Genomic DNA, 25,375 nt, shown 5'->3' with positions numbered 1-25,375 from the left:
CGGCGGGATGGCATTCTCAGCAGGTGACCACCGAGAGCAGCGACGACTGGCGGCGGCCGGGCCCCACGCCTGAGCAACGGCGCCTGGACCTCTACGCCGGGCTGGCCGCGACGGTCATCGCCCTGTTCAGCCTCACGCTGGCCCGCAGCACCGGCACGTTCCTGCTCGGGCCTCCGCCGTCCTGGCTCGAACAGATCCTCTGGACCGTCGCGGTGCCGCTGCCGCTGATCTGGCGACGCCGGTACCCGGTCGTGACCACGCTGGCCGTGTCCGCCGCGTTCATCGGTGCGCAGGTCCGGGCCGTCCCCGAGTGGCAGCTCTCCCAGTGGGCGTTGTTCGCCGCCATCTTCACGCTCGGCGCCTGGGGGCCGAACCACCGGATGTCCCGGCGGCTGCGGATCGGCATCATCGCCGCCATGTTCGCCTGGCTCGCCATCGCGTACTCGATCAGCCTCGACGAGATCACCCCGGACTCCTTCGAGAACGCGCTCGGGCCGGTGCCGCCGGTGCTCGCGGCGATCGTCACCGGTCTGCTGATCAACGTGTTGTTCTTCGGGTTCGCGTACTTCTTCGGCGAGACCGCCTGGATCGCCGCCCGCCGGCAGCACGAGCTGGCCGAGCAGGCCGAGCGGCTGCGCCGGTCGCAGGCGGAGGCCCGGCAGCACGCGGTGGTCGGCGAGCGGGTCCGGATCGCCCGGGAGCTGCACGACGTGGTCGCCCACCACGTGTCGGTGATGGGTGTGCAGGCGGCGGCGTGCCGTCGGGTCTTCGACAAGGATCCGGCCAAGGCACGGACCGCGCTCACCTCGATCGAGGAGTCGGCCCGGACGGCGGTGGACGAGCTGCGACGGATGCTCGGGGTGCTGCGTGCCCGGGACAACGGCCCGGAGGGCACCGGGCAGCCCGCCGGCGTCGACCGGATAGCCACCGTGGTCGACCGGGCGCGGGAGGCCGGGCTGCACGCCACGTTGGGCGTGTACGGCGACCCGACGCCGCTGCCCGAGTCGGTGTCCCAGGCCGCGTACCGGGTGGTGCAGGAGGCGGTGACCAACGTGTTGAAACACGCGAGCGGGGCGACCCTGCTCGACGTCCGGGTCCGTTATCTGGCCCAGGAGATGGAGGTCGAGGTGACCGACGACGGACGGGCCACCCGCCCGGCGAACGACGACGGGTTGGGGCTGGTCGGGATGCGGGAACGGGTCGCCACCCACGACGGCGAGCTGGAGGTGGGCCCGCGTACCGGTGGTGGGTGGCGGGTGCGGGTCCGGTTCCCGCTGCCGCTGGCGGCCGGGAGCACGACGTGACCGGGGCGACGCCGCCGGTCCGGGTGCTGCTCGCCGACGATCATCACCTGGTGCGGACCGGTTTCCGGGTGATCCTGGAGATCGAGGACGACATCGAGGTGGTCGGCGAGGCCGCCGACGGGGAACGGGCGGTCGCCATGGCGCGGGCGCTGCGTCCGGACGTGGTGCTGATGGACGTCGAGATGCCCGGCGTGGACGGGTTGGAGGCCACCCGCCGGATCAGCACCGAGACGGACGAGCCGGGCGGCCCCGCCGTGCTCATGCTCACCACGTTCGACCGGGACGACTACCTGTTCGCCGCGCTGCGCGCCGGGGCGAGCGGGTTCCTGCTCAAGAACGGCACGCCGGAGTCGTTGGTCGACGCGATCCGGGTGGTGGCCCGGGGAGACGGTCTGCTCGCCCCGGAACTCACCCGCCGGGTGATCGCCACGTTCGCCCGGCCGGGCGGCGCGACCGGGACCGTCGGCGGTCCCACCCCGGAGGAGGCACTGCGCGACCTGACCCCCCGGGAGCGGGAGGTGCTGGTCCTGGTGGCCGGCGGAGCCAGCAACGCCGAGATCGCCACCGCCCTGCACCTGGGCGAGGCGACCGTGAAGTCGCACGTCAGCCGGGTGCTGGCCAAGTTGGGTCTGCGTGACCGGGTGCAGGCGGTGGTCTTCGCGTACGAGCAGGGGGTGGTCCGGCCCGGCGGGTGATCTCCACCCGGAGGAGGAGCCCGGATTTCCGTCGACGGACGGAGGGCAGTCGAGGACCGAACTCCTAGCGTGGAGGACGTGACCCCTGTACTCCGCCTCGACGGCGTCGACCGCAGCTTCGGCGACCGCCAGGTGCTCAAGAATGTGTCCTTCGATGTCGTCGCCGGGCGGATGACCGGCTTCGTCGGCGGCAACGGCGCCGGCAAGACCACCACCATGCGGATCATCCTCGGTGTTCTCGCCGCCGACTCGGGCCGGGTGACGTGGCGGGACGCGCCGCTGAGCCGCGAGATCCGGGGACGGTTCGGCTACATGCCCGAGGAGCGCGGCCTCTATCCCAAGATGAGCGTCCGTGAGCAGGTGGTCTACCTGGGCAGGCTGCACGGGCTGACCGCCGAGGGCGCCCGGCGCGCCACCGACGACCTGCTGGAGCGGGTCGGGCTCGGCGAGCGCGGCGACGACCTGCTGGAGACGCTGTCGCTGGGCAACCAGCAGCGTGCCCAGATCGCCGCCGCCCTGGTGCACGACCCCGAGGTGCTGGTGCTCGACGAGCCGTTCTCCGGGTTGGACCCGATGGCCGTGGACACCGTCGTGGCCGTGCTGCGCGAGCGCGCCGCCGCCGGTGCCCCGGTGCTCTTCTCCAGCCACCAGTTGGATGTCGTCGAGCGGCTCTGCGACGACCTCGTGATCATCGCCGACGGGTCGATCCGGGCCGCCGGCAGCCGTGACGAGCTGCGGGCCGCGTACACCACACCCCGCTACGAGCTGGTGGTGGAGACCGACGCCGGTTGGCTGCGGGACCAGCCCGGGGTGACCCTGGTCGACCTGGACGGCGCCCGGGCCGTCGTCGACCTGACGCCCGGCGCGGACGAGCAGGTCGTGCTGCGCGCCGCGCTGGAGCGTGGCGCGGTCCGCACGTTCCGTCCGGTCACGCCCTCCCTCGCCGAGATCTTCCGAGAGGTCGCCCAGTGAACACCATGCAGGCCACCCGACTGGTCGCCGCCCGCGAGATCCGGGTCAAGCTGCGCGACCGCACCTTCCTGATCAGCACGGTCGTCTTCCTGCTGATCGCCGCGGCGGCGACCATCCTGCCGCCGCTGTTCTCCGGCGGGCCGTCCACCGTGGCGGCGACCGAGGCGGCGGCGGCTCCGCTGCGCGCGGCCGGTCTGGAGGTACGCGTCGTCCCCGACGACGCCGCCGCCGAGCAGGCCGTCCGCGACGGTGACACGGACGCCGCAGTCGTCGCCGGCCCGAGGGTGCTGGCCATGAACGACGCCCCCAACGACGTGGTCAACGCGTTGAGCACCCGGCCTCCGGTCGAGTTGCTGAACCCGGACGCGATCGACCCGCTGCTGGCGTTCCTGGTGCCGTTCGCGTTCGCGTTCATCTTCTTCATCACCTCGCAGACCTTCGGCGTGCAGATCGCGCAGAGCATCATCGAGGAGAAGCAGACCCGGATCGTGGAGATCCTCGTCGCGGCCGTACCGGTCAAGGCGTTGCTGGCCGGCAAGATGCTCGCCGGCACGATCCTCGCGCTCGGTCAGATAGCCCTGGTGGCCCTGGTCGCGGTGGCCGGCATGGCGTTCAGCGGCAGTACCGACATGATCACCCTGCTCGGCCCGGCGATCGGCTGGTTCATCCCGTTCTTCCTGCTCGGCTTCGTGCTGATCGCGGCGATGTGGGCGGCGGCCGGTGCGCTGGTCAACCGGCTGGAGGACATCGGTGGGGTGTCGACGCCGGTGCAGCTCGCGGTGATGCTGCCCTTCTTCGGGGTGGTCTTCCTCAACGACAACCCCACCGCCATGACGGTGCTCTCCTACCTGCCGTTCTCGTCGCCGACGGCGATGCCGCTGCGGCTGTTCGCCGGGGACGCGGCGCTCTGGGAGCTGTTCGCCTCGCTGGCGCTGCTGCTGGTGGCGGCGGCCGGGTTCCTGCTGGCCGGGGCCCGCGTCTACGAGGGGTCGCTGCTGCGGACCAACGGCCGCACCTCGCTGCGGACCGCCTGGCGGGAGCGCGAGACGATCGGCTGACCGTCCGACCCGCGCCACGCGCCGGCGGCCCCGCACGGGGTCGTCGGCGCGTCGCCGTCAGCGCGTCGCCGTCAGCGCGTCGCTGTCAGCGCGTCGCTGTCAGCGCGCTCGGGCGAGGGCGAGTTACGGCAGGTCGTGCCGTCAACGCCCTCGGGCGAGCTTGAGGTGCGGCAGGTCGCGGGTGAACTCGCGGAAGCCGACACCGAGGTACAGGCCCCGGGCGGCCGGATGGCCCGGAGCGCCGAGGCAGGCGACCAGCATGCGGCGTGCCCCGGCGGCGCGGGCGAGCTGCATCCCGTAGAGCTGCAAGGCGGTGCCCAACCCCCGCCGCCGGAAGTCCCGGTGAGTGCCGACGGGTTCGAACTCGGCGGTCCGCGTGGCCTCGTCGAGCCAGACGATCGCGGTCGCGGCGAGCGTGCCCTCCGGCGCCTCGACCAGCACGTGCAGGTCGGCACGGTAGGGCCAGGTCCGCTGCACCCGCGCGCAGGCGGTGTCGGTGAAACTGGACCGGGGCCAGGCGTCCCGGTGCGCCCGGGCCAGGGCCACCGCCGACAGGTGCTCGGCGGTACGCAGCCGGAAACCCTCGGGCAGCACCGGCTCCGGCACGTCGACCAGCTCCCGCGCGTTGAACTGCACCCAGGAGCCGGTGTCGGAGCCGGTCTCGGCGTCGAACACGTACCCGTGGGCGGCCACGGCGGCCCGCGACGCCGCGTCCCCGACCTGCACGGTCAGTGCGCGGTCGACGTCGCCGGCCACCTCGTCGTACCAGTCGAGGACCTCGGCCAGCAGCTCCGGCCGGTCCGGATGCGCCTGCCAGATCAGGTTGGCCCGGGTGACCTCGCGGAACGTCCCGTCGCTGCGCGCCACCCGGTGCGGCAGGTACGCCCACCCCCACGCGGCCAGCCGGTCGTCGACGAACCACAGCCGGTGCCGCCAGTACCGGTGCAGGGCGTCGTGGTCCTTGGCCCAGCCCCAGGCCAGCTCACCGACGGTCGCCTCGCCGTTGACCAGCTCCGGCCGCAGCTCCATCACCTGCTGGGCCAACCCCTGCATCAACCGCAGCTCGTGCAGACCGAGATCCGTCATCCGGGCACCCTCGCAGGACCCCGGCCGGGCTGTCGAGGCAATTCGGTGCCGCCGGGACCGCCGTCGAGGTCAGCAGGGGACGGTGGACCAACCGGCGGGCAGGCGCGGCGTCGGCCAGCCCGGGTCGGGCCGCCAGGCCGCCCAGGACTCGTCCCACCAACGCTGACCGGCATCGAGTAGGGCCGCGATCCGGTCGCCTTCGGCGCGGATCGCCTCCCCCATCCCCGGGTAGCGCCCCTCCACCAGCCGCTGGGCGAAGATCTCCACATCCTTGAAGACGTACCGGTCGGCGTCCGCCGCCCACCACAGGTCCAGCTCGTGGTCGAGGGTGTCGACCCCGATGGGGGTACGCCGGAACGGGTCCTGGAGGTTGAAGTACCACCCGGCGAAGTCGCGCTGCGGGCCGGACCAGAACACGTCGACCGAGTGCACCTCACCGGGGCGCTGGAGCATCAACTTGCCGTGTCCGGTCCAGGCGGTGTGCCCGGCCGCCTGCCACGGGTGCCGTCCGCACGGGAAGGTGCCGTAGTCGGGGAAACCGAACTCGGCTCCCGTCGGCAGATAGAGCGCCAGCAGGTCGGCGGAGTCCTCGACGCAGATCGTCGGCACGGCGAACCAGACCTCACGGCCCTGCTCTTGATCACGCTCTTGGTCACGGCCTTGCTCACGCTCTTGCTCACGCTCTTGCTCACGGCCTTGATCACGCTCTTGCTCACGGCCTTGATCACGCTCGATCGGGGATCGAGTGCCTTCCCCGGCACCCCGAGACCACTCGATCCCGGATCGAGCAGGCCGTGACGCCGTTCGCGGCACCTCGAAGCGCAGGATCTCCCGGCGGACGACCACGTCACCGGGATGGAAGCGTCCCGTCTCCGTCACCGCTCCTCCAGCGTGTGTGCTGGTCAGTCCCCCGCCAGCTCCGGCCGATGCTCCCTGATCCACGCCTGCACATCCGACTTCCGCCAGATCTGGCCCATGATCAGCACTTGGTAGGGCGCTGGGAAGTCTCGTCGAGACGCAATCACCGACGCACGGGCGCGGCTGACGCCGCCGAGCATCCCTCGGATCTCCGCGATACCCACGAACTCGCCCACATGTTGACGGTAGGCATCCCCGATCGAAGCGCGATCGTTAACACTGATCGGCGTTGACGATCGCAGCTAGCAGATGCAGGATAATGAGATGGCCGCGCTGAGCAGTTCGCCCGATCGTGAGCCGCTGGGTCGGCTGCATCCCGTGTACCAGCACCTGCCCGACCGGCCCCGCTGGACGTGTCGAGCCTGCTCACGGGACTGGCCGTGTCCGGCGGCCCGGATGCTGCTGCGGGTCGAGTACGACCTCGATCGGGTCGGTCTCTCCGTCTATCTCGCCGGCCAGTTGTTCGACGCCACCGGCGACCTGCTGCGGCTCACCGAGGGCCCGCTGCCGACACCCGGCGAGTTGTACAACCGCTTCCTGGCCTGGGCGACCCCACAGTCCTGGCGAGCACCACAGTCCCGGCGAGCACCACAGTCCTGGCGGCAGCCACAGGCCGGGCAAACGCCGGAGCTCGGGCGGCAGCCACCGCCCCGGCGACAGCCACCTGACCCGGCCGGAATGTCACCCGTGGCTGGTAGAAGTCCAGCACCCGCCGACCCGAGGAGCACGATCATGGACGTACGCGACGCGGCCCAACGATGGGCCGACGCCTGGGCCACGGGCTGGCCCGCCCAGGACGGGGAACGCATCGTCGAGTTGCAGGCCGAGCAGGGCGACCACTGGGCGTCGATGTTCCGCCCGTGCCGGGGCCGCGCCGGGCTGCGCGCCTACGTCGAGGAGTGCTTCGGCGAGGAGGCCCGACCGGCCGAGGTCTGGTTCGGCGTTCCCCGCGTCGACGGCGACACCGCGACCGTCGAATACTGGGCGATCACCTACCCGTACGACCAGCCGGTCACCCTCTCCGGCTGCACGGTGGTCCGTTTCGACGCCGACGGCCTGGTCACCGAGTCCCGCGACTACTCGCACGCCAAGGAGGGTCGCATCCCCCCACCCACCGGCCTGTTCGCGGACCGCCAACCATAGATCTTGGACAGTTACCGTCCTCGCGAGACGGCAACTGTCCAAGATCTCCGAGATGGCGACGCCGGACGCGCGGATCGGCAAGAGCAGCGGAAGCTCAGGTCTCGGGCAGTGTCTGCATGGTGCGCAGCGGGGAGAAGACGACCCAGAGCACCCCGAGCAGGGCGCCGAGGGCGGCGATCCAGAGGGCGGGACGTACCCCCAGCGTCGCGCCGAGTGCCCCGCCGACCAGGGCGCCGATCGGCCGGATGCCGTGGTTGACGGTGCGCCGGAAGCCGGAGACCACGGCGAGCATCGCCACCGGAGTGGCCGCGATCTGCACCGAACCGACCGCGATGTCGAGAATCATGACGCCCAGCGCGGACACGAACTCGGCGGCGAACAGCAAGGCGAGCACCAGCGGCTGCGGTCCCGTGGCCAACGGCACGAGCAGCAGCGGGGCCGGGAACACGACGAAACCGAGGAGCACTGCGGGGCCGATCCCGATCCGGCGGCTGACCGGTCCGGTGACCGTCGCGCCGAGCAGTCCGCCGACCGCGCCGGCCCCGATGACCAGGCCCAGCATGCCCGGTGAGACACCCAGCTCGGTGGTCACGTACAACACGAACAGCGCGGCGAACATGAAGTTGAACAGGTTGAGCGTGGTGGTGCCGAGCAGAGTCGCCCGGAGCACCTCGGAGCGGGCCACGTACCGGACACCGGCGGCCATCCCCCGGGCGGAGTCGCTGCGGACGGAGTGCTCGGTGACCTCCGTCCGGCTCAGAAAGACTGCCGACACCAGGTACGTGACGACGCCGGAGAGGAGCGCGAACGGGGCGGTGAGCACCTGCACCAGCACCCCACCGAGGCTCGGACCGGCCACGTGCGCCATGGCCCGGCTGCCGTTGACCAGACTGTTGGCGTCCACGTAGTCCGCTCGCCGGACCAGTGCGGCGAACAGGCTCTGGTGCGCCACCTCGAAGAAGACCGAGAGCGTCCCGACCAGGAAGACCATGGCGCAGAGCAGCAGCAGGCTCAGCACGTCCGCCCACCACAGCACCGGCACGGCCAGCAGCAGGACCGCCCGGCCGAGGTCGGTGACGATCATGACCTGGCGTCGGTACGGGTACCGGTCCACCCAGGCGCCGGCCGGCAGGGAGAAAAAGAGATTCGGCAGCAGCGAGGCGGCGGTCAGGTAGCCCATCTCGGCAGGTCCGGCGCCGACCGCGAGCAGGGCCAGCAACGGTACGGCGAGCATGGTGATCTGGTCGCCGAAGAGCGAGACGGTCTGCGCGGACCAGTAACGGCGAAACGCCGTCCGCCGGAGCAGCCCTGGGAGGCGCGGCCGACGCGACCGAGGCGGCGGTGCGGCGTCGGCCAGGACGGGAGTCTCCGTCACGGCCCTTCTCCGCCCGCCGGTTCCTGCGCCGGGGCGGCCCCACGGGGCAGCGCCATCTGGACGAACGTCACCGGGCGGGATCCGGGCGGGCGTTTCGCCGGGTCGCCGATCCGTTCGTCGTACCGGGCCAGCAGCGCGTCGACCGTATCCGTGATCTCGCGGAGCTCGGCGGTGGTGACGTGCAGCAACGCGTCACCGAAACCGGCGGCGGCCCGCCACTCGGTGGGCTCGTCGGCACGGATCGCGAGGTAGTCCCGGGCACGTTGCAGATAGATGTCGACCATCGCACTGTTGATCTCGTCCGTGGCGGCTCGCATCGCCGGGTCGTCGGAGTCGTCGTCCCAGGACGTGTACTGGGTGGTGGCCCGCCAGGGCCGTTCCCGGCCGTCCGCCCCGGGAACCCGTTCGGCGAACCCGTACTTGGCGAGCTGCCGCAGGTGGAACGAGCAGTTCGGCACGTTGTCGTCCAGCCGGGCCGCCGCCTGCGTCGCGGTCATCGGCCCTTCGCCGCGCAGCAGCCCGATCAGACGCATCCGCAACGGGTGCGCGTACGCCCGCAGAGCACGGGGGTCAGTGACTGTGATCGATCGTCGGGGCACCTCTTCGGTCATTACTAGAGGATGCTTTATAAAGATATCTCTAGCAAGTGCCCACCCACTCCCGGATACGTGAGCCGTTGGATCGCCCAGGAGCCGCTGCCGACCCTGTTCCCGCTGCGGCCGGTGGCCTGACGGACAGCGGACGGCCCGGCACCCGATGACCGGGTGCCGGGCCGTCCACGGATGCGTCGGCGGTGCGGCGGATCAGCCGACCGCCTCCATCACCTCGTCCGAGACGTCGAAGTTCGCGAAGACGTTCTGCACGTCGTCGCTGTCCTCCAGGACGTCGATCAGCTTGAAGATCTTGCGGGCGCCCTCCTCGTCCAGCGGCACGGTGACGCTGGGGATGAGCGAGGACTCGGCCGACTCGTACTCGATGCCGGCGTCCTGGAGTGCGGTGCGTACGGCGATCAGGTCACCCGGCTCGGAGACCACCTCGAACGCCTCACCCAGGTCGTTGACCTCCTCGGCGCCCGCGTCGAGGACGGCCAGCATCACGTCGTCCTCGGTGGTGCCCGCCTTCGGCACGATCACCACGCCCTTGCGGGAGAACATGTACGACACCGAGCCGGCGTCGGCGAACGAGCCGCCGTTGCGGGTCAGCGCGGTGCGCACCTCGGTGGCGGCGCGGTTGCGGTTGTCGGTCAGGCACTCGATGAGCAGCGCGACGCCGTTCGGGCCGTACCCCTCATACATGATCGTCTGGTAGTCGGCGCCGCCGGCCTCCAGGCCGGAGCCGCGCTTGACCGCCCGGTCGATGTTGTCGTTCGGGACCGAGCTCTTCTTGGCCTTCTGGATCGCGTCGAAGAGGGTCGGGTTGCCGGCCGGGTCACCGCCGCCGGTCCGCGCCGCGACCTCGACGTTCTTGATCAGCTTGGCGAACATCTTGCCGCGCTTGGCGTCGATGACCGCTTTCTTGTGCTTGGTCGTCGCCCACTTTGAGTGGCCGGACATCTGTTACCTCCGTTGCTACCCGCCGTCTGCATCGACCGCACCGCGCACGCCCTGCTCCGCACCCGCGCACGCGGTGGTGCCGGTCAGCTCTGGTGGAAGCCTGGCGGCCAGATGGCCCTGCCGAATCTCGACAATCCTACCGACGTGCGGCAGGTGGTCGTCACCCGCCGCACGTCGGCCGCCGGCCCGATCTCTCCCGAGCTTCACAGATCAGACAAAAGCCACTGGATCGCACACCCGCCGCGTCGCCGAGCACCGCCTGCTCGGCCCGGTCCGGGTCGGTGCGGCGCTCGACGACCGCCGCCTCGATCTCGGTGAGCAGCGCGGTGAGCGCCTCGGCGCGCGCGGCGGCGGGCGCGATCCGTCCCGGTGCCGTCGGGTCGACGGAGTCGCCTTCTTGGCGGCTTCCCGACAGATGACGCAGAGGTCGCCGACGGCGCGCATCGCAATTCCCCTAAAACCGCCCGACGATCCTCCCCGGCACATCCGGCAATTGCCGAGGATCCGCCAAACGGGCATTCTTCCGGCCCCCGGGCACGCTTCTTCCGACTGGCCCGGGTGCCACACACTGTCGCTGTCGTGAGCAGCACACCGACCCCGGGAGGCGATACGTGCTGGAGGAATTCGAGGAATTCGGCCGCGATCTGCCGATGATCGGCAAGGGCGGCGTCAGCGCGCTCAACAAGTTCTCGCTCATGGTGGAACTGCCGTACGCGCAGGATCTCGACCTTCCGCCCGAGCACAAACGCGCCGTGGGGGCCCGGCTGTACCGCAGTGTCGCCGAGGTGCTGGAGGCCGCCGAACTGTACTCGGTGCAGCACCTGCGGCTGGACTGGTCCGACGGCAACATCGGGATCGTCTACGACGACTCGTCATTCGGCTTCCGGATGGCGATCCGGCGCGACCTGCGCATCATCCTCGAACGGCCCGGATCGTCGCTGCGCCTCTTCCACAATTGGTACCGGGTGTTCATGCCCTACATCCAGGGGCTGGTGTCGCGAATCGCCATCGACCTGTCCGACATCCTCCATTCCGATTTCGACCTGCAACCGATCCGGACCAGTTACCTCTTCTCCCTGCTCACCTACGATTTCATTCCGGTACGCGCACCCCGTCCGGTCAGCAGCCACCAACTGATCGGCAACCTGCTGTCGCACCGCCCCGGCGAGGACGGCCGATTCCTCTCCGTACCCAGCGGTGGTGCGGCCGGGCCGCTGCGCACCGGCCGGCTCGACGTGGAGATCTCCAACTTCCGGGAGGTCGCCCCCGACGTGCACGTCCGCGAGATCTACGACATCCAGGCCCCCTCGAACCAGGGCTACCGCGGCATCTGGCTGGACTTCTACTGCATCTCCGAGACCGTCGGCGACGGTGACCCGGCTCTGGAGTCGCGCATCGCCCCACGGCCCGAGTTCCTGCTGGAGCAGTACACGGTCCCGTACCGCGACTTCTTCCGGGACCGCGTCGTCAAGGGCTTCCTCGCCGACTTCTTCAAGGACTGCGAGTTCTCCTGCGCCGTCGGGACCATGCCGTGACGCAGGAGACGCTCAACGTCATCCAGTTCGCGGGGCTGGTGGCCACCTTCGTCTGCAGCATCGCCGCACTCTTCCTGTCCTGGCAGAACAACCGCTCCTCGGACCGGGAGGTGCGGGTCGCCGCCGAACAGCTACGTGCCTCGATCATCCCCGTCCCGATGATCCAGGACTCCCGGCTGACCTGGCGCGGGCAGACCCTGGTGGTGCTCTCCGTCCGGCTCCGCAACGTCGGTGCCGGGCCGATCCTCGGCATCCAGATCGCCGGCATCCGGATCGACCGCACCAGCCTGGCGTTCGAGGCCCTGAGCGCCCCGAAGGCGGACGTCGTCATGCCCACCACGGACGTCGAGCAGCGGCTCAGGTTCGTCGACCCACCGCAGATCGCGCAGCCGAGTCTGGTGCTCGTCGAGATCGAGTACTTCGACGTGCTGGGCAACCACTACCAGCAGCCGCTGCCGTTGACGGTCGTCTCCGGCACCGGCAGCGGCGCCATGGCCGGAGTCCGTCCGGCCCGCATCAGCCGGAACCCCTAGAGAGGCAGTCGCGGATGTCCAAGCTCATTCTCGGCCGGGCAGTCGTGCGTCACCTGGAACCCGAGCCGCTGTCCAAGAGCCAGTTCGCCCAACGGCGACCCAGCGACACCGGCGTACGCGCCCGCCTCGGCCTCGGCGAGGAACACATCATCGACGACGCCCAACTGGGTCCGGTGGTCGCCTCGGACGACGACAGCCACCTGATGACGATCGCGCCCACCGGAGCCGGCAAGGGCCGGGACGTGATCATCCCGAACCTGCTCACCTACGAGGGTTCGGTGGTGGTGATCGACCCGAAGGGCGAGAACTACGACGTCACGCACGAGCACCGCCGGACCGTACTCGGCAACGAGATCGTGCTGCTCGACCCGTTCGGTGCCAGCCACGGCGGCAGCGACGAGCGGGGTTCGCTGAACCCGTTCGACGTGTTCGGCGCGCTGCGACGCGACGACGCCGCCGCCGAGGAGCCCGAGGACTTCGGCCGGTTGCTCTCCGACATCCTGATGGGCGGCATCCCGTCGCTGTCCGACCCGTTCTGGGACGAGATGGCGCAGCTGCTGATCGCCGCGCTCGCCACCGACCTGATGACCGGCCAGCCGGACCGGCCCGACACCCTGCAGGAGCTGCGTACCCAGCTCTTCGAGTCGGAGCTGCGCTACCGGCTCGCGGTGGCGCTCGACACGCGGTCGACGTCGATGCCGCCGGGCACCCGACAGGAGTTCGAGATGCTGCTCAGCATCGCGGACGCGGAGAAGACCTTCAGCGGGATCGTGGTGACCGCCGCCCAGCAGCTGGCCGCCTTCAGCTCCCGACGCACCGTGGACGCCACCGCCCGGACGAGCTTCGCCCTGAGCGACCTGACCGACCCCGAGCGCCGGATCTCCATCTACGTGGTCATCCCGCCGCACAAGCTGCGGACCCACCAACGCCTGCTGCGGGCCTGGGTGGGATGCCTGCTGTACTACGTGATGAACAGCCGGTCGATCAACCAGTCCCGGCTGCTGTTCCTCATCGACGAGGCGGCTCAGCTCGGCCGGTTCTCGCTGCTCCAGGAGGCGATCACGCTGCTGCGCGGGTACGGGCTGCGCACCTGGACCTTCTGGCAGGACCTCGCGCAGTTGTCCAACCTCTACGGCGTCGCCGCCGAGACCATGATCAACAACTCGGGCGTGCTCCAGGTGTTCAGCCCGGCGAACTTCGGTGCCGCCACCGCCCTGTCGCTGCGGATCGGGTGCAGCGTCGGTGAACTGCTGCAACTCGCCCCGGACGAGCAGGTCATCGCGTTCAAGAACGAATGGCCCACGAAGATGGAACGCTTCAACCACCTCACCGACCCGGTGCTACGCGGCTGGGCCCGCGCCAACCCCCGACACGGCACCCCACCACCGCCCGGGTGAGGCGTACGCCCGGGAGGTGGTCGAGCCGTCCGCGCGGCGCGGTCGAGCCGTCCGCGCGAGCGTGGCCACACCCGTGGTGGAGGTCGCGCACTCCGCGCGAAGGCGGCCCCCCCGGGTGCGTGGTCGACCCGCCCGCGCGCGCGGCCACGCCGGTGGCCTGCTCGATCCGACGGCGCGAGCGCGTCCCCGTAGTGCGGTCAGCCCGCCGCGCGGACCAGGTCCACGAAGTAGGCGTGCAGCCGCGCGTCGCCGGTGAGTTCCGGGTGGAACGAGGTGGCGAGCAGGTTGCCCTGGCGTACGGCCACGATCCGCCCGGCGGCCGGGCCGGCGGTGACCGTGCCGAGCACCTCGACGTCGTCGCCGACCCGCTCGACCCACGGGGCGCGGATGAAGACGGCGTGCAGCGAGCCGCCCTCGACCCCGGCGATCTCCACCGGTGCCTCGAACGAGTCGACCTGGCGGCCGAACGCGTTGCGCCGGACGGTCATCGAGATGCCGTCGAAGCCCCGCTGGTCCGGGCGGCCGTCGAGGACCTCGGTGGCCAGCATGATCATGCCGGCGCAGGAGCCGTAGACCGGCAGGCCGGCGGCGATGCGCTTGGCGATCGGCTCGCGCAACTCGAAGATGTCCACCAGCTTGCTGATCGTGGTGGACTCCCCGCCGGGGATGACCAGGCCGTCGACCGCGTCCAGCTCCGCCGGCCGGCGTACCGGTCGGGCCTGCGCGCCCGCCCCGGTCAGGGCGGCGACGTGCTCGCGGACGTCGCCCTGCAGGGCGAGCACACCGATCACGGGTGCCGTCACAGGCGTTCCTTCCGAGGTGTTAGCAGGGGTCCCCTGCTATGCACGAGGCGTTAGCAGGGGGCCCTTCCTTTCACGTCACCAGCCGCGGTCGGCGAGGCGGTGCGGGACCGGGATGTCGTCGACGTTGATGCCGACCATCGCCTCACCGAGCCCCCGGGAGACCTTGGCCAGCACGTCCGGGTCGTCGTGGAACGTCGTCGCCTTGACGATGGCGGCGGCCCGCTGCGCCGGGTTGCCGGCCTTGAAGATGCCGGAGCCGACGAAGACGCCCTCGGCACCGAGCTGCATCATCATCGCCGCGTCGGCGGGGGTGGCGATGCCACCGGCGGTGAACAGCACCACCGGCAGCTTGCCGCTCTCGGCGACCTCCTTGACCAGCTCGTACGGCGCCTGCAACTCCTTCGCCGCGACGAACAGCTCGTCGGTCGGCAGGGTGGAGAGCCGCCGGATCTCCTGACGGATCTTGCGCATGTGGGTGGTGGCGTTGGAGACGTCACCGGTGCCGGCCTCGCCCTTGGAGCGGATCATGGCCGCGCCCTCGGTGATCCGGCGCAGCGCCTCGCCCAGGTTGGTCGCCCCGCAGACGAACGGGACGGTGAACGCCCACTTGTCGATGTGGTTGGCGTAGTCGGCCGGGGTCAGCACCTCGGACTCGTCGACGTAGTCCACGCCGAGCGCCTGGAGGATCTGCGCCTCCACGAAGTGCCCGATCCGGGCCTTGGCCATCACCGGGATGGAGACCGCCTGGATGATGCCGTCGATCATGTCGGGGTCGCTCATCCGGGAGACCCCGCCCTGGGCGCGGATGTCGGCGGGGACCCGCTCCAGCGCCATCACCGCGACCGCTCCGGCGTCCTCGGCGATCTTGGCCTGCTCGGGGGTGACCACGTCCATGATCACGCCACCCTTGAGCATCTCGGCCATGCCGCGCTTGACGCGGCCGGTGCCGACGACCGGGGTGGCACTGCTGGTCGGGGAAGTCATCTGGGACAGGCTCCTCAGGCGGCTCGGGGCGGGGGCAGCGCAGATGCTACGCGCGGCGCGACGCCCCTCCGACAGCCAATTCCAGGCGTGGTGGCCTGCTCTGTGGCCCCGGTCACCCGCCTGCCGGGAGACCGGCGCAGCGAGCAGATCAGCGGGTACGCACGTCGACGGCGGGCACGGTCAGCGTCGGGTCGTCGATGTCGAAGTAGCGCGGCCAGGTGTGACGCCGCCCCATCCGTAACAGCCGCACCAGCGGCCGTCCGCGCGCCGAACGGGCGTCCCGGACCAGGTCGGTGTGCACCTGCCGGGCCAACGCGAGTCGCCGGCTGGCCGCGATCACCGCGTCGCAGTCCGGGTCGGCGGGATCGAGTTCGACCGCACGCAACTGCCGGGTCAGGTCGTTCTCGGCCGCCTCCCGCTCGTCCGGGCCGGCGTCGAGCGCGATCCGCGCCGCCGCGTACAGCTCGACGCCGTACCGCCGCTCCGCCAGCACGGCCGCCGCAGCGGCCCGGCGCAGCAGATGGGCGTCCAGGGCCCGCGCGGCGAGCTGCGCACGGGACTGGAGCCGCTCGACCCGGCCGGCGGTCCAGATCAGGTACGCCGCCACCAGGGCGACGACCACCGTCGCGCCCACCACCCACCACATGCCCGGCATCGTAGTGCTGCTCCCGTTCCTCCCGGTCAGTCCGGCCCCACCCACTCCTGGTCGATCACCCGCCCGTCGGTCGCCTCGATCGCCGCTGCGTATACCTCCAGAACGCGCCGGGCAACCACGGGCCAGTCGAAATTCGCCACCACCTGGTGCCCGCAGGCGGTCAGCTCGGCCCGCTGGGCGGGATCGTCCAGCAGCTCGGCCAGGCGCCCGCGCAACGTCACCGCGTCACCGGTGGGGAACAGCCGCCCGGCCCGCCCGCCGTCGAGCACCCGGCGGAAGGCGTCCAGATCGCTGGCGACGACCGTGGTGCCGGCGGCCAGCGCCTCGGTGAGGATCATGCCGAAGGACTCGCCGCCGGTGTTCGGCGCCACGTACAGGTGCACACTACGCAGCATCCGGGCCTTCTCCTCCTCGGAGACCAGCCCGAGGAAGGTCACCCGATCCCGAAGATCGGGCGGAAACTGGTCGAACAGGTCGTCCCGGTCCCCCGGTCCGGCGACCAACAGGCGCAACCCGGGGCGTTGCCGGGCCAACTCCACGAACGCGTCGCGCAGGATCGGGAACCCCTTGCGGGGCTCGGTGAACCGGCCCAGGAAGCCCAGCGTCCCGCCGTCGCCCGGCGCGTACTCGCCCGGCCAGCCCGGCAGCGGCGCCACCCCGGCGAACTTGGCCACCGCCACCCCGTTGGGGATCTCCACCGCACCGCCGTCCAGGTGCTCGACCTGCACCTTGCGGGCCAGCGCGCTGACCGCGATCCGCGCGGTGATGCGTTCCAGCACGATCTGCAGGACGCCCTGGGCGACCGAGAGCACCCGGGAGCGGGTCATCGCGGTGTGGAAGGTGGCCACCACCGGCCCCCGCGCGGAGAGCACGGCGAGCATGGAGAGGCTCAACGTCAGCGGCTCGTGCACGTGCAGCACGTCGAAGTCGCCCCGGGTGATCCACCGGCGCACCCGGGCGGTGGAGACCGGGCCGAACGCGATCCGGGCCACCGAGCCGTTGTACGGCAGCGGCACCGACCGGCCGGCCGGCACCACGTACGGCGGCAGCGGCGAGTCCTCGTCCGCCGGAGCCAGCACGCTCACCTCGTGGCCGAGCCCGATCAGCGCCTCGGCGAGATCCATGACGTGGTTCTGCACCCCGCCCGGCACGTCGAAGGAGTACGGGGAGACGATGCCGATCCGCATTGCGTCCCGTCCCCTCAGTCCAGCCACATCCGCTGCAACATGTGCCAGTCTTGCGGATGCCGGGCGATGCCCGACGCGAGACCGTCGGCGATCCGCTGGGTCAGCGTACGGACCCGCTCGTCCAGCGAGCCCTCCGCCGGCCCCGGCAGCGGCAGCGGCCCCTCGATCGAGGCGCACGCCGTATCCGCTTCGTACCACAGCGACGCCACGTACAGCGGGGCACCGGTGCGCAGCGCCAGCAGCGCCGGACCGGCCGGCATCCGACTCCGGCCGCCGAAGAAGTCCACCTCCACGCCCCGGGCGGAGAGGTCGCGGTCGGCCAGCAGCGGCACCACCGCACCGGCCTGGAGCCGGTCGGTCAGCACGTCGATGGGCTGACGGTCTCCCCCGGTGGTGGGCAGGATCTCCATGCCCAAGCCCTCCCGGAAGGCCACGAACCGCTCGAAGACCCCCTCCGGCTTGAGCCGCTCGGCGACGGTGGAGAGCGGCCACCCGTTGGCCGCCACCCAGGCACCGGCCAGGTCCCAGTTACCGGCGTGCGGCAGCGCGACCACCGCGCCCCGCCCGGCCGCCACGTCGGCGGCGAGCATCTCGGTGCCGTCCAGCCGGAAACCGGCGAGCACCTGCTCCCGGCTCAGCGACGGCAGCCGGAACACCTCCATCCAGTAGCGGGAGTACGACCGCAGGCCCGCCCGGACCAGCTCGTCCAGCTCCTGGTCGGGCAGCTCCGGACCGACCACCCGGCGCAGGTTGGCGCGCAGCCGGCTGGCACCCCTGCCCCGACGGCGGTGGGCCCGGTCCGCCACCGCGTCGAACGCCGCCGCCGCCACCGGCCGGGGCAGCACCCGGACCAGCCGCCAGCCGGCGACGAACCCGAGTTCGGTGAGGTTCACCTGAGCTGGGCCTGCCGGTAGACGTACCGCATCCGCTGGCCGACGGTGAACAGCGACACCGCCGCCAGCAGCCAGAGCGCGATCGGCAGCGCCGCCGGGTGGACCAGCGCGGCGAGCACGCCGCCGACGCCGACGATCAGCAGCCGCTCCGTACGCTCCGCGATGCCCACGTCGCCGCTCATCCCGAGCCCCTCGGCGCGGGCCTTGACGTACGAGACGAGACCCCCCGCGGCCAGGCAGATCAACGCGGCGGCCATGCCCCCGCGGTCCCCCTCCCCGGCCAGATAGAAGGCGACCGCGCCGAAGACGGCACTGTCGGCGACCCGGTCCATGCTGGAGTCGAGGAACGCGCCGAACTTGGTGGACCCGCCGCTCATCCGGGCCATCGTTCCGTCGAGCAGGTCGGTGAGCGCGAAGACCGTCACGATCAGCGCACCGGCGACCAGATGGCCGCGTGCACCGAAGCCGAGTGCGCCGATGAGCACTCCGACGGTGCCCGCGACGGTGACCGCGTTGGGGGACACGCCCGCGCGCAGCAGGCTGCGGGCGATCGGCTCGACGACGCGGGTCATCCCCGCGCGGGCCGACACTTGGAAGATCTTCGCCATGGCGGTCCCACGATAACGGTCGGCTCCCTGGCCGACGACACCGCCGGTCCGCGTGGCAAGGCTTGTGTCGGTCCGCCTGCGGGTGTGAGATCGAGCAGTAAGGTGACGCGGCTCACCCGACCACCCGTTGACTGCACGCTGCGGAGCGGTCCCCCGGAAGATATCGCCGCAGTACCCGCCCGGGCCGCGTCTCCGTCGCGCGCGGCGGTCGCCACCTACCACCACCGGTTGAGGGAGGTGCGCCCCGATGGCGCAGAAGAGTCACGACAAGGGGGCCGCCGGCGGTGTGCCGGCGGTGACCGACCCCGCCAGGATCCGCAACGTGGTGCTCGTCGGGCACTCCGGGGCGGGCAAGACGACGCTTGTCGAGGCGTTGCTCGCCGCCAGCGGCACGATCGACCGGCCGGGTTCGATCGCCGACGGGACGACCGTCTGCGACCACGACCCCGCCGCCGTACGCCAGCAGCGCTCGGTGGCGCTCTCCTGCGCGCCGCTGCACCACGACGGGATCAAGGTCAACCTGCTGGACACGCCCGGCTACGCCGACTTCGTCGGCGAGTTGCGGGCCGGACTGCGGGCCGCCGACGCCGCCCTGTTCGTGGTCTCCGCCGTCGACGGCATGGACGCCGCCACCGCCGCGCTCTGGGAGGAGTGCGCCGCCGTCGACATGCCCCGGGCGGTGGCCGTCGCCCGCCTGGACCACCCGCGCGCCGACTTCGACGAGGCGGTGGCGCTGTGCCAGCGCGTCTTCGGCGACAACGTGGTCCCGCTCTACCTGCCGATGCTGGGTGACGACGGCGAGTCCACCGCCGGCCTGCTCGGGCTGATCACCCGACGGGTCTTCGACTACACCGCCGGCCTGCCCGCGCAGGTCCGCGAACCCGACCCGGAGCACCTGCCGGCGATCGCGGAGTCCCGCGACGAGCTGATCGAGGGGATCATCGCGGAGAGCGAGGACGAGACCCTGATGGACCGGTACCTCGGCGGCGAGGAGATCGATCCCGCCCTGCTGGTCGAGGACCTGGAGAAGGCCGTCGCCCGAGGTCACTTCTATCCGGTCGTGCCGGTCTGCGCGGCCACCGGCGTCGGGCTGGACGTCCTGCTGGAGGTGCTCACCGCCGGATTCCCGTCCCCGCCCGAGCACGACCTGCCGCCGGTCACCGGCGTCGACGGCTCGCCCCGCCCGCCGCTGACCTGCGACCCGGACGGTCCCCTGGTCGCCGAGGTGGTCAAGACGACCGTGGACCGGCACGTCGGGCGGGTCTGCGTGGTACGCGTCTTCTCCGGCACGCTGACTCTGGACCGTACCGTGCACATCGCCGGACACGGCCTGGCCGAACGCGGTCACCCGGACCACGACGCCGACGAGCGCGTCGCCCACCTCTACAGCCCGCTGGGCGCCACACTGCGCGAGGTCGGTGTCGCGGTGGCCGGTGACATCTGCGCGATCACCAAGTCCGGCAGCGCGGAGACCGGCGACACCATCTCGGCCAAGGACGACCCGCTGCTGATCGCCCCGTGGGAGATGCCCGAGCCGCTGCTGCCGGTGGCCGTGGTCGCGAAGACCCGCTCGGACGAGGACGCGTTGGCCCGCAACCTGGCCCGGTTGGTGGCGGGTGACCCGACGATGCGGCTGGAACGCAACCCGGAGACCCACCAGGTGGTGCTCTGGTGCATGGGCGAGGCACACGCCGACGTGGTCCTGGACCGGTTGCGCGCCGGCGGGGTCGAGGTGGACACCGAACCGGTGCGGGTGCCGATGCGGGAGACCCTGACCGCACCGGCCCGTGGACACGGCCGGCACGTCAAACAGTCCGGCGGGCACGGCCAGTACGCGGTCTGCGACATCGAGGTGGAACCGCTGCCGCGCGGAGCCGGCTTCGATTTCGTCGACCGGGTCGTCGGCGGCGCCGTACCGCACCACTACGTCCCCTCGGTCGAGAAGGGCGTACGCGCCCAGATGGAACGCGGGCTGGTCGCCGGTCACCCGGTGGTGGACCTGCGGGTGACCCTGGTCGACGGCAGGGCACACAGCGTCGACTCCTCCGACGCGGCGTTCCAGACCGCCGGGGCGCTGGCCCTGCGCGACGCCGCCGAGCAGGGCGCACCGGTCGTGCTGGAGCCGATCGACGAGGTGACGGTCCGGGTCCCCGACGGCAACGTGGGCGCGGTGATGGGCGACCTCTCCGGTCGACGCGGCCGGGTGCTCGGCACCGAACCGGACCCGGACGCCGAGGGCCGCACCCTGGTACGCGCCGAGGTGCCCGCGACGGGTCTGCTCCGGTACGCGGTGGAGCTGCGCGCGATGACCGCCGGCACCGGCACCTTCCACCGCCGCTTCCTCCGCTTCGACTCCCACCCCACCCCCTGACACCACCACCACCGCCGCCGCCCGCCCGCCGCCGCACGCCCGCCGTCGTCGCGATCATGGACTTGTGGCTGTCCATTGGTCCGAATTTGGCCTTTTGGGAGCGCCACAACTCCATGATCGGCGCGAAGGTGTGGTCAGGGACGGGCGGTGGGGAGCATGGGGCTGGGCCAGTAGGGGCGGTCCACCTCACGCAGGGCGGCCGAGCGCAGGGCGGCGAGTCGGCGTTCGACCTCGGCGAAGTGATCCGGGCGCAGCGGACCGAGGGCCAGGGCGGCGGCGTTCTCCTCGACCTGGGCGACCGTACGGCACCCCGGAATCGGGATGGTGCGGTCGCTGCGGGCCCAGATCCAGCCCAGCGCGCCCTGCGCCAGGGTGCGCCCGTCGGCGGTCAGCGCCGCCCGCACGGCGTGCACCCGACGCAGCCACTCCGGCGCGGGCCGCCCACCCCGGAACCACTCCAGCCATCCCGAGGTCATCCCCCGGATGTCGTCGTGCGGCAGCGTCGAACAGTGGTGGTACTTGCCGGTGAGCAGCCCCATCCCCAGCGGCCCCCGGTTGACGCTGGCCAGGTCGTACTTGTCGCAGACCGCGAGCAGGTCGGGGGCGTCCCGGAGGACCGACAGGCTGTGCTGGACGACCGCGCCGTGCCGGGCGTCCTGACCGAGCGCGACGGCCCGGTCGACCCGGTCGGTGCTCCAGCCGTACGCCCGCACCAGCCCGTCGGTGACCAGGTCCTCCAGGACGCCGATCAACGCCTGCGCCGGGGCCACCGGCAGGTCGGCCAGGTGCAGTTGGTACAGGTCGATCCGATCGGTGCCGATACGGCGCAGCGAGTCCCGTACCGCCCGGTGCAGGTATGCCGGGGACGCGTCCCTGCCGGTGGCCTGCCGGGACCGCTCGTCGAACGTGTACCCCCACTTGGTGGCGATCACCGCCTCGTCGCGCCGGCGGCCCAGGGCCCGGCCGAGGAGCCGTTCACCGTGCCCGGCACCGTACGAGTCGGCGGTGTCGAAGAGGGTCACGCCGAGGTCGAGGGCGCGGCGGACCGCCCGGACGGACTCCTCGTCGTCGACCGCCCCCCAGCCGAGCGGGGTGTGTCCCTCGGACCAGGGGCCAGCGATCGCCCAGCAGCCCATGCCGAGGGCGCTGACCTCGATCCCGCTGCGCCCGAGCGTCCGCGTCGACTCCGCCACCGGCGCATCGTGCCATCTTCCGGACAGGGTTTGACAGACATCCAGCACGATCATCCGTACGGGGGACCGTCTCCCACGGATCACCCCTGATCGACCCGGATCCGCCCCGTTTCGTGCCCCACCCGGACGACCTGCGGATCGGCCCGGATCCGGTTTCCCTCCCCGCCCCCTTTGCTCTGCTCACCGATACGCATCGACTTCAGCGCGTAACCGTTGCGTGGGGTGGAGCAGAGCAAAGGCGGCGCAGCGGTAGCGGTCGGCGCACACCTCGCCGGAACCAGGGCGGAGGCGAGGCGCGGAGCCCAGGAGTGCCGGAGGCGGCGCGAGAGGCGCGGGTGAGGTCAGGTCGGCCAGGCGCGTACGAGCAGGTCCCGGGTGTCGCCGAGCAGTTGCGGCAACACCTTGGTCTGCCCGATCACCGGCATGAAGTTGGCGTCGCCGCCCCAACGAGGCACCACGTGCTGGTGCAGGTGGGCGGCGATACCGGCGCCCGCCACCCCGCCCTGGTTCATCCCCAGGTTGAAGCCGTGCGCATTGCTGACCTTGCGGATCACCCGCATGGCGGCCTGGGTGAACGACGCCAGCTCGACCGTCTCCGGCTCGTCCAGGTCGGTGTAGTCGGCCACGTGGCGGTACGGGCAGACCAGCAGATGCCCCGGGTTGTACGGATAGAGGTTGAGCACCACGAAGACGTGCTCGCCCCGCGCCACGACCAGGCTCTCCTCCGCCGACCGGGCCGGCGCCAGGCAGAACGGGCAACCGGAGGGCTGCTCGTACCCGCCCTCGGGTCGGTCCTCGCCGGAGATGTAGGTCATCCGGTGGGGCGTCCAGAGCCGGTCCAGCCCGTCGGCCATGTCCCTGTCGCTGTGCTCGTCCGCTCCCCCAGTCACACCGGCGATCCTACGGCCCCGACGGGCGGGTGCCGAGCCTCGGCCCGGCACCCGTCGTGAGCGCAGAAGCGGCACGCGTCGTGATCAGTGGAGCGGCACGCGCTGTGATGTGAGGAAGGGTCCCCTGCTCTACCGCAGGCGTTAATAAGGTGCCCTTCCTTACATCTGGGCGGAGGGGCCGACGTTGGTGCGGGTGCGGACGACGTCGAGTACGTGGGAGACCGCCTCGTCCAGCGGCACCCCGTTGCGCTGCGAGCCGTCACGGTAGCGGAACGAGACGGTGCCGGCGGCCACGTCGTCGTCCCCCGCGATCACCATGAACGGGATCTTCTGCTGCTGGGCGGTGCGGATCTTCTTCTGCATCCGGTCGTCACCGGCGTCCACCTGGGCGCGGACGCCCTCGGCGCGCAGCGCGGCGACGAAGCCGTGCAGATAGTCGGCGTGGTCCTCACGGATCGGGATGCCGACCACCTGCACCGGGGCCAGCCAGGCCGGGAACGCCCCGGCGTAGTGCTCGGTGAGCACGCCGAAGAACCGCTCGATCGAGCCGAACAACGCCCGGTGGATCATGACCGGCCGCTGCCGGGTGCCGTCGGCGGCCTGGTACTCCAGACCGAAGCGCTCCGGCAGGTTGAAGTCGACCTGGATGGTGGACATCTGCCAGGTACGGCCGATGGCGTCCTTGGCCTGCACGGAGATCTTGGGGCCGTAGAAGGCCGCGCCACCCGGGTCGGGCACCAGGTCCAGGCCGGACTCCTCGGCCGCCGACCGCAGCGCCTCGGTGGCCCGCTCCCAGTTCTCGTCGGTGCCGACCGACTTCTCCGGGTTGCGGGTGGACAGCTCCAGATAGAAGTCGTCCAGCCCGTAGTCGCGCAGGAGTTCGAGCACGAAGGCGAGCAGGGACTTCAACTCCCCCGCCATCTGCTCCTCGGAGCAGAAGATGTGCGCGTCGTCCTGGGTCATGCCGCGCACCCGGGTCAGGCCGTGCACCACACCGGACTTCTCGTACCGGTAGACCGTGCCGAACTCGAACATCCGCAGCGGCAACTCGCGGTAGGAGCGACCACGGGACCGGAAGATCAGGTCGTGCATCGGGCAGTTCATCGGCTTGAGGTAGTAGCTGGCGCCGTCCACCTCCATGGGCGGGAACATGCCGTCGGCGTACCAGTCGAGGTGCCCGGAGACCTCGTAGAGGTGGCCCTTGGTGATGTGCGGGGTGTTGACGAAGTCGTAGCCGGCCTGCTCGTGCTTGATCCGCGAGTAGTTCTCCATCTCGCGGCGGATGATGCCGCCCTTGGGGTGGAAGACCGCCAGGCCGGAGCCGAGCTCGTCGGGGAAGCTGAACAGGTCGAGGTCCGCGCCGAGCTTGCGGTGGTCGCGCCGGGCCGCCTCCTCCAGCAGCTTCAGGTACGCCTTGAGCGCGTCCCGGGTCGGCCACGCGGTGCCGTACACCCGCTGGAGCTGGGGGTTCTTCTCGCTACCCCGCCAGTACGCGGCGGCCGAGCGCATCAGCTTGAACGCGCCGATCAGCCGGGTGTTGGGCAGGTGCGGGCCCCGGCACAGGTCGGACCAGCAGACCTTGTCGGAGTCGGCGGCGAGGTTGTCGTAGATGGTCAGCTCGCCGCCGCCCACCTCCATCACCTCGGAGGAGTCCAGCCCCTCGCCCTTGACGTCGATGAGCTCCAGCTTGAACGGCTCGGCGGCCAGCTCGACCTTGGCCTCGTCGAGGCTGTCGAAGCGCCGCCGCCGGAACCGCTGCCCGGACTTGACGATCTCCTGCATCCGCTTCTCGACCTTGGCGAGGTCGTCCGGCTGGAAGGGCTTCTCCACCGCGAAGTCGTAGTAGAAGCCGTTCTCGATCGGCGGACCGATGCCGAGGCGGGCCTCGGGGAAGACGTCCTGCACCGCCTGGGCCAGCACGTGGGCGGTCGAGTGCCGCAGCACGTCGAGCCCGTCCGGCGAGTCCAGCGCGACCGGCTCGACGGCGGTCTCCTCGGCCGGACGCCAGTCCAGGTCGCGCAGGGTGCCCTGCGGGTCGCGGACCACCACGATCGCCTTCGGGCCGGTGGTGGGCAACCCGGCCGCCGCCACCGCGTCGGCCGCCGTGGTCCCGGCGGCGACGACGACGGGGTCGGCCACGGCGGGGGTACGGGGTGCGGACACGGGTGAACTCCTCGCAGCAGATGTGACGGAAAGGTGCCGGTGACGGCTCACCGCGATGG

Annotated in this window: 24 protein-coding genes; 9 read left to right on the top strand and 15 right to left on the bottom strand. The window is 71.4% G+C overall.

Going from position 1 to position 25,375, the window contains the following annotated elements:
• The first annotated feature begins 23 nt into the window (after positions 1-23).
• The 4 genes from ACFYTT_RS15240 to ACFYTT_RS15225 all read left to right on the top strand — a co-directional run bounded on the left by ACFYTT_RS15240 (position 24) and on the right by ACFYTT_RS15225 (position 4,029).
• On the top strand, positions 24-1,304 hold the full coding sequence (locus ACFYTT_RS15240) for a sensor histidine kinase (RefSeq protein ID WP_131053741.1): 1,281 nt from the start codon (positions 24-26) through the stop codon (positions 1,302-1,304).
• Positions 1,301-1,999, top strand: coding sequence for a response regulator (locus tag ACFYTT_RS15235; protein WP_387259592.1), 699 nt, complete (start codon positions 1,301-1,303; stop codon positions 1,997-1,999). The genes ACFYTT_RS15240 and ACFYTT_RS15235 overlap by 4 nt, the downstream gene beginning before the upstream one ends.
• A gap of 78 nt (positions 2,000-2,077) precedes the next feature.
• Positions 2,078-2,971, top strand: coding sequence for an ABC transporter ATP-binding protein (locus ACFYTT_RS15230; protein ID WP_131053743.1), 894 nt, complete (start codon positions 2,078-2,080; stop codon positions 2,969-2,971).
• Positions 2,968-4,029 carry an ABC transporter permease gene (locus tag ACFYTT_RS15225; protein WP_131053744.1) on the top strand — a complete coding sequence of 354 codons (1,062 nt, stop codon included), beginning with the start codon at positions 2,968-2,970 and terminating at the stop codon, positions 4,027-4,029. Before ACFYTT_RS15230 ends, ACFYTT_RS15225 begins: the two co-directional genes overlap by 4 nt.
• Before the next feature lie 141 nt (positions 4,030-4,170).
• Here the strand turns inward: ACFYTT_RS15225 and ACFYTT_RS15220 are convergent, their stop codons facing one another.
• From ACFYTT_RS15220 to ACFYTT_RS15210, 3 genes are all read right to left on the bottom strand, one after another.
• Positions 4,171-5,115 carry a GNAT family N-acetyltransferase gene (locus ACFYTT_RS15220; RefSeq protein WP_387259590.1) on the bottom strand — a complete coding sequence of 315 codons (945 nt, stop codon included), beginning with the start codon at positions 5,113-5,115 and terminating at the stop codon, positions 4,171-4,173.
• A 69-nt stretch (positions 5,116-5,184) separates the two neighbouring features.
• Complete coding sequence (locus ACFYTT_RS15215) at positions 5,185-5,724, bottom strand: DUF402 domain-containing protein (protein ID WP_387259588.1); 540 nt, start codon at positions 5,722-5,724, stop codon at positions 5,185-5,187.
• Between the two features lie 293 nt (positions 5,725-6,017).
• Positions 6,018-6,209, bottom strand: coding sequence for a hypothetical protein (locus ACFYTT_RS15210; protein WP_387259586.1), 192 nt, complete (start codon positions 6,207-6,209; stop codon positions 6,018-6,020).
• Positions 6,210-6,297: 88 nt separating this feature from the next.
• Here ACFYTT_RS15210 and ACFYTT_RS15205 point away from each other — a divergent pair, with 88 nt between their 5' ends.
• Positions 6,298-7,176 (top strand): nuclear transport factor 2 family protein, encoded by an 879-nt coding sequence (locus tag ACFYTT_RS15205; RefSeq protein WP_387259583.1) that lies wholly within the window; start codon positions 6,298-6,300, stop codon positions 7,174-7,176.
• Between the two features lie 94 nt (positions 7,177-7,270).
• Here the strand turns inward: ACFYTT_RS15205 and ACFYTT_RS15200 are convergent, their stop codons facing one another.
• The 3 genes from ACFYTT_RS15200 to ACFYTT_RS15190 all read right to left on the bottom strand — a co-directional run bounded on the left by ACFYTT_RS15200 (position 7,271) and on the right by ACFYTT_RS15190 (position 10,104).
• A complete protein-coding gene (locus ACFYTT_RS15200) occupies positions 7,271-8,551 on the bottom strand; it encodes an MFS transporter (RefSeq protein WP_176093269.1) in 1,281 nt (426 codons plus the stop codon).
• Entirely contained in the window at positions 8,548-9,162 is a 615-nt protein-coding gene (locus ACFYTT_RS15195) for a winged helix-turn-helix domain-containing protein (RefSeq protein WP_387259579.1), read from the bottom strand. Before ACFYTT_RS15195 ends, ACFYTT_RS15200 begins: the two co-directional genes overlap by 4 nt.
• 192 nt (positions 9,163-9,354) lie before the next feature.
• The gene (locus tag ACFYTT_RS15190; RefSeq protein ID WP_131053942.1) at positions 9,355-10,104 is read right to left on the bottom strand and encodes a YebC/PmpR family DNA-binding transcriptional regulator; all 750 of its coding nucleotides are present in this window, start codon (positions 10,102-10,104) and stop codon (positions 9,355-9,357) included.
• Positions 10,105-10,715: 611 nt separating this feature from the next.
• Between ACFYTT_RS15190 and ACFYTT_RS15185 the strand changes: the two genes are divergently transcribed.
• Genes ACFYTT_RS15185 through ACFYTT_RS15175 form a run of 3 tightly spaced genes read left to right on the top strand, consistent with a single transcriptional unit; the run spans position 10,716 to position 13,569 of the window.
• The gene (locus tag ACFYTT_RS15185; protein WP_131053941.1) at positions 10,716-11,639 is read left to right on the top strand and encodes a hypothetical protein; all 924 of its coding nucleotides are present in this window, start codon (positions 10,716-10,718) and stop codon (positions 11,637-11,639) included.
• Entirely contained in the window at positions 11,636-12,172 is a 537-nt protein-coding gene (locus ACFYTT_RS15180; RefSeq protein WP_131053940.1) for a hypothetical protein, read from the top strand. The genes ACFYTT_RS15185 and ACFYTT_RS15180 overlap by 4 nt, the downstream gene beginning before the upstream one ends.
• Before the next feature lie 14 nt (positions 12,173-12,186).
• Entirely contained in the window at positions 12,187-13,569 is a 1,383-nt protein-coding gene (locus ACFYTT_RS15175) for a type IV secretory system conjugative DNA transfer family protein (protein ID WP_387259576.1), read from the top strand.
• Between the two features lie 197 nt (positions 13,570-13,766).
• Here the strand turns inward: ACFYTT_RS15175 and pdxT are convergent, their stop codons facing one another.
• From pdxT to pgsA, 6 genes are all read right to left on the bottom strand, one after another.
• A complete protein-coding gene (gene pdxT / locus ACFYTT_RS15170) occupies positions 13,767-14,372 on the bottom strand; it encodes a pyridoxal 5'-phosphate synthase glutaminase subunit PdxT (protein WP_387259573.1) in 606 nt (201 codons plus the stop codon).
• A 75-nt stretch (positions 14,373-14,447) separates the two neighbouring features.
• Entirely contained in the window at positions 14,448-15,356 is a 909-nt protein-coding gene (pdxS, locus tag ACFYTT_RS15165; protein ID WP_131053937.1) for a pyridoxal 5'-phosphate synthase lyase subunit PdxS, read from the bottom strand.
• Positions 15,357-15,504: 148 nt separating this feature from the next.
• A complete protein-coding gene (locus ACFYTT_RS15160; protein ID WP_131053936.1) occupies positions 15,505-16,011 on the bottom strand; it encodes a hypothetical protein in 507 nt (168 codons plus the stop codon).
• 26 nt (positions 16,012-16,037) lie between these two features.
• Entirely contained in the window at positions 16,038-17,198 is a 1,161-nt protein-coding gene (locus ACFYTT_RS15155) for a glycosyltransferase family 4 protein (protein ID WP_131053935.1), read from the bottom strand.
• Positions 17,199-17,212: 14 nt separating this feature from the next.
• On the bottom strand, positions 17,213-18,091 hold the full coding sequence (locus ACFYTT_RS15150; protein ID WP_176093265.1) for a phosphatidylinositol mannoside acyltransferase: 879 nt from the start codon (positions 18,089-18,091) through the stop codon (positions 17,213-17,215).
• Positions 18,088-18,699: a phosphatidylinositol phosphate synthase gene (gene pgsA, locus ACFYTT_RS15145; RefSeq protein ID WP_131054800.1), complete on the bottom strand. Its 612-nt coding sequence runs from the start codon at positions 18,697-18,699 to the stop codon at positions 18,088-18,090. Before pgsA ends, ACFYTT_RS15150 begins: the two co-directional genes overlap by 4 nt.
• 247 nt (positions 18,700-18,946) lie before the next feature.
• Here pgsA and ACFYTT_RS15140 point away from each other — a divergent pair, with 247 nt between their 5' ends.
• Positions 18,947-21,070, top strand: a complete 2,124-nt coding sequence (locus ACFYTT_RS15140; protein ID WP_387259569.1) for an elongation factor G-like protein EF-G2 — start codon at positions 18,947-18,949, stop codon at positions 21,068-21,070.
• A 134-nt stretch (positions 21,071-21,204) separates the two neighbouring features.
• Here the strand turns inward: ACFYTT_RS15140 and ACFYTT_RS15135 are convergent, their stop codons facing one another.
• The 3 genes from ACFYTT_RS15135 to thrS form a co-directional block, all read right to left on the bottom strand.
• Entirely contained in the window at positions 21,205-22,263 is a 1,059-nt protein-coding gene (locus ACFYTT_RS15135; RefSeq protein ID WP_387259566.1) for an aldo/keto reductase, read from the bottom strand.
• A 341-nt stretch (positions 22,264-22,604) separates the two neighbouring features.
• Positions 22,605-23,117, bottom strand: a complete 513-nt coding sequence (locus tag ACFYTT_RS15130) for an HIT domain-containing protein (protein ID WP_131054805.1) — start codon at positions 23,115-23,117, stop codon at positions 22,605-22,607.
• Between the two features lie 195 nt (positions 23,118-23,312).
• On the bottom strand, positions 23,313-25,316 hold the full coding sequence (gene thrS / locus ACFYTT_RS15125) for a threonine--tRNA ligase (protein ID WP_131054803.1): 2,004 nt from the start codon (positions 25,314-25,316) through the stop codon (positions 23,313-23,315).
• Between the last annotated feature and the right edge of the window lie 59 nt (positions 25,317-25,375).

Origin of the sequence: Micromonospora sp. NPDC003816, assembly GCF_042874705.1 — a bacterium.
In the GTDB taxonomy this organism is placed as follows: domain Bacteria; phylum Actinomycetota; class Actinomycetes; order Mycobacteriales; family Micromonosporaceae; genus Micromonospora.
This window is presented reverse-complemented; position numbering and strand designations above follow the sequence as displayed.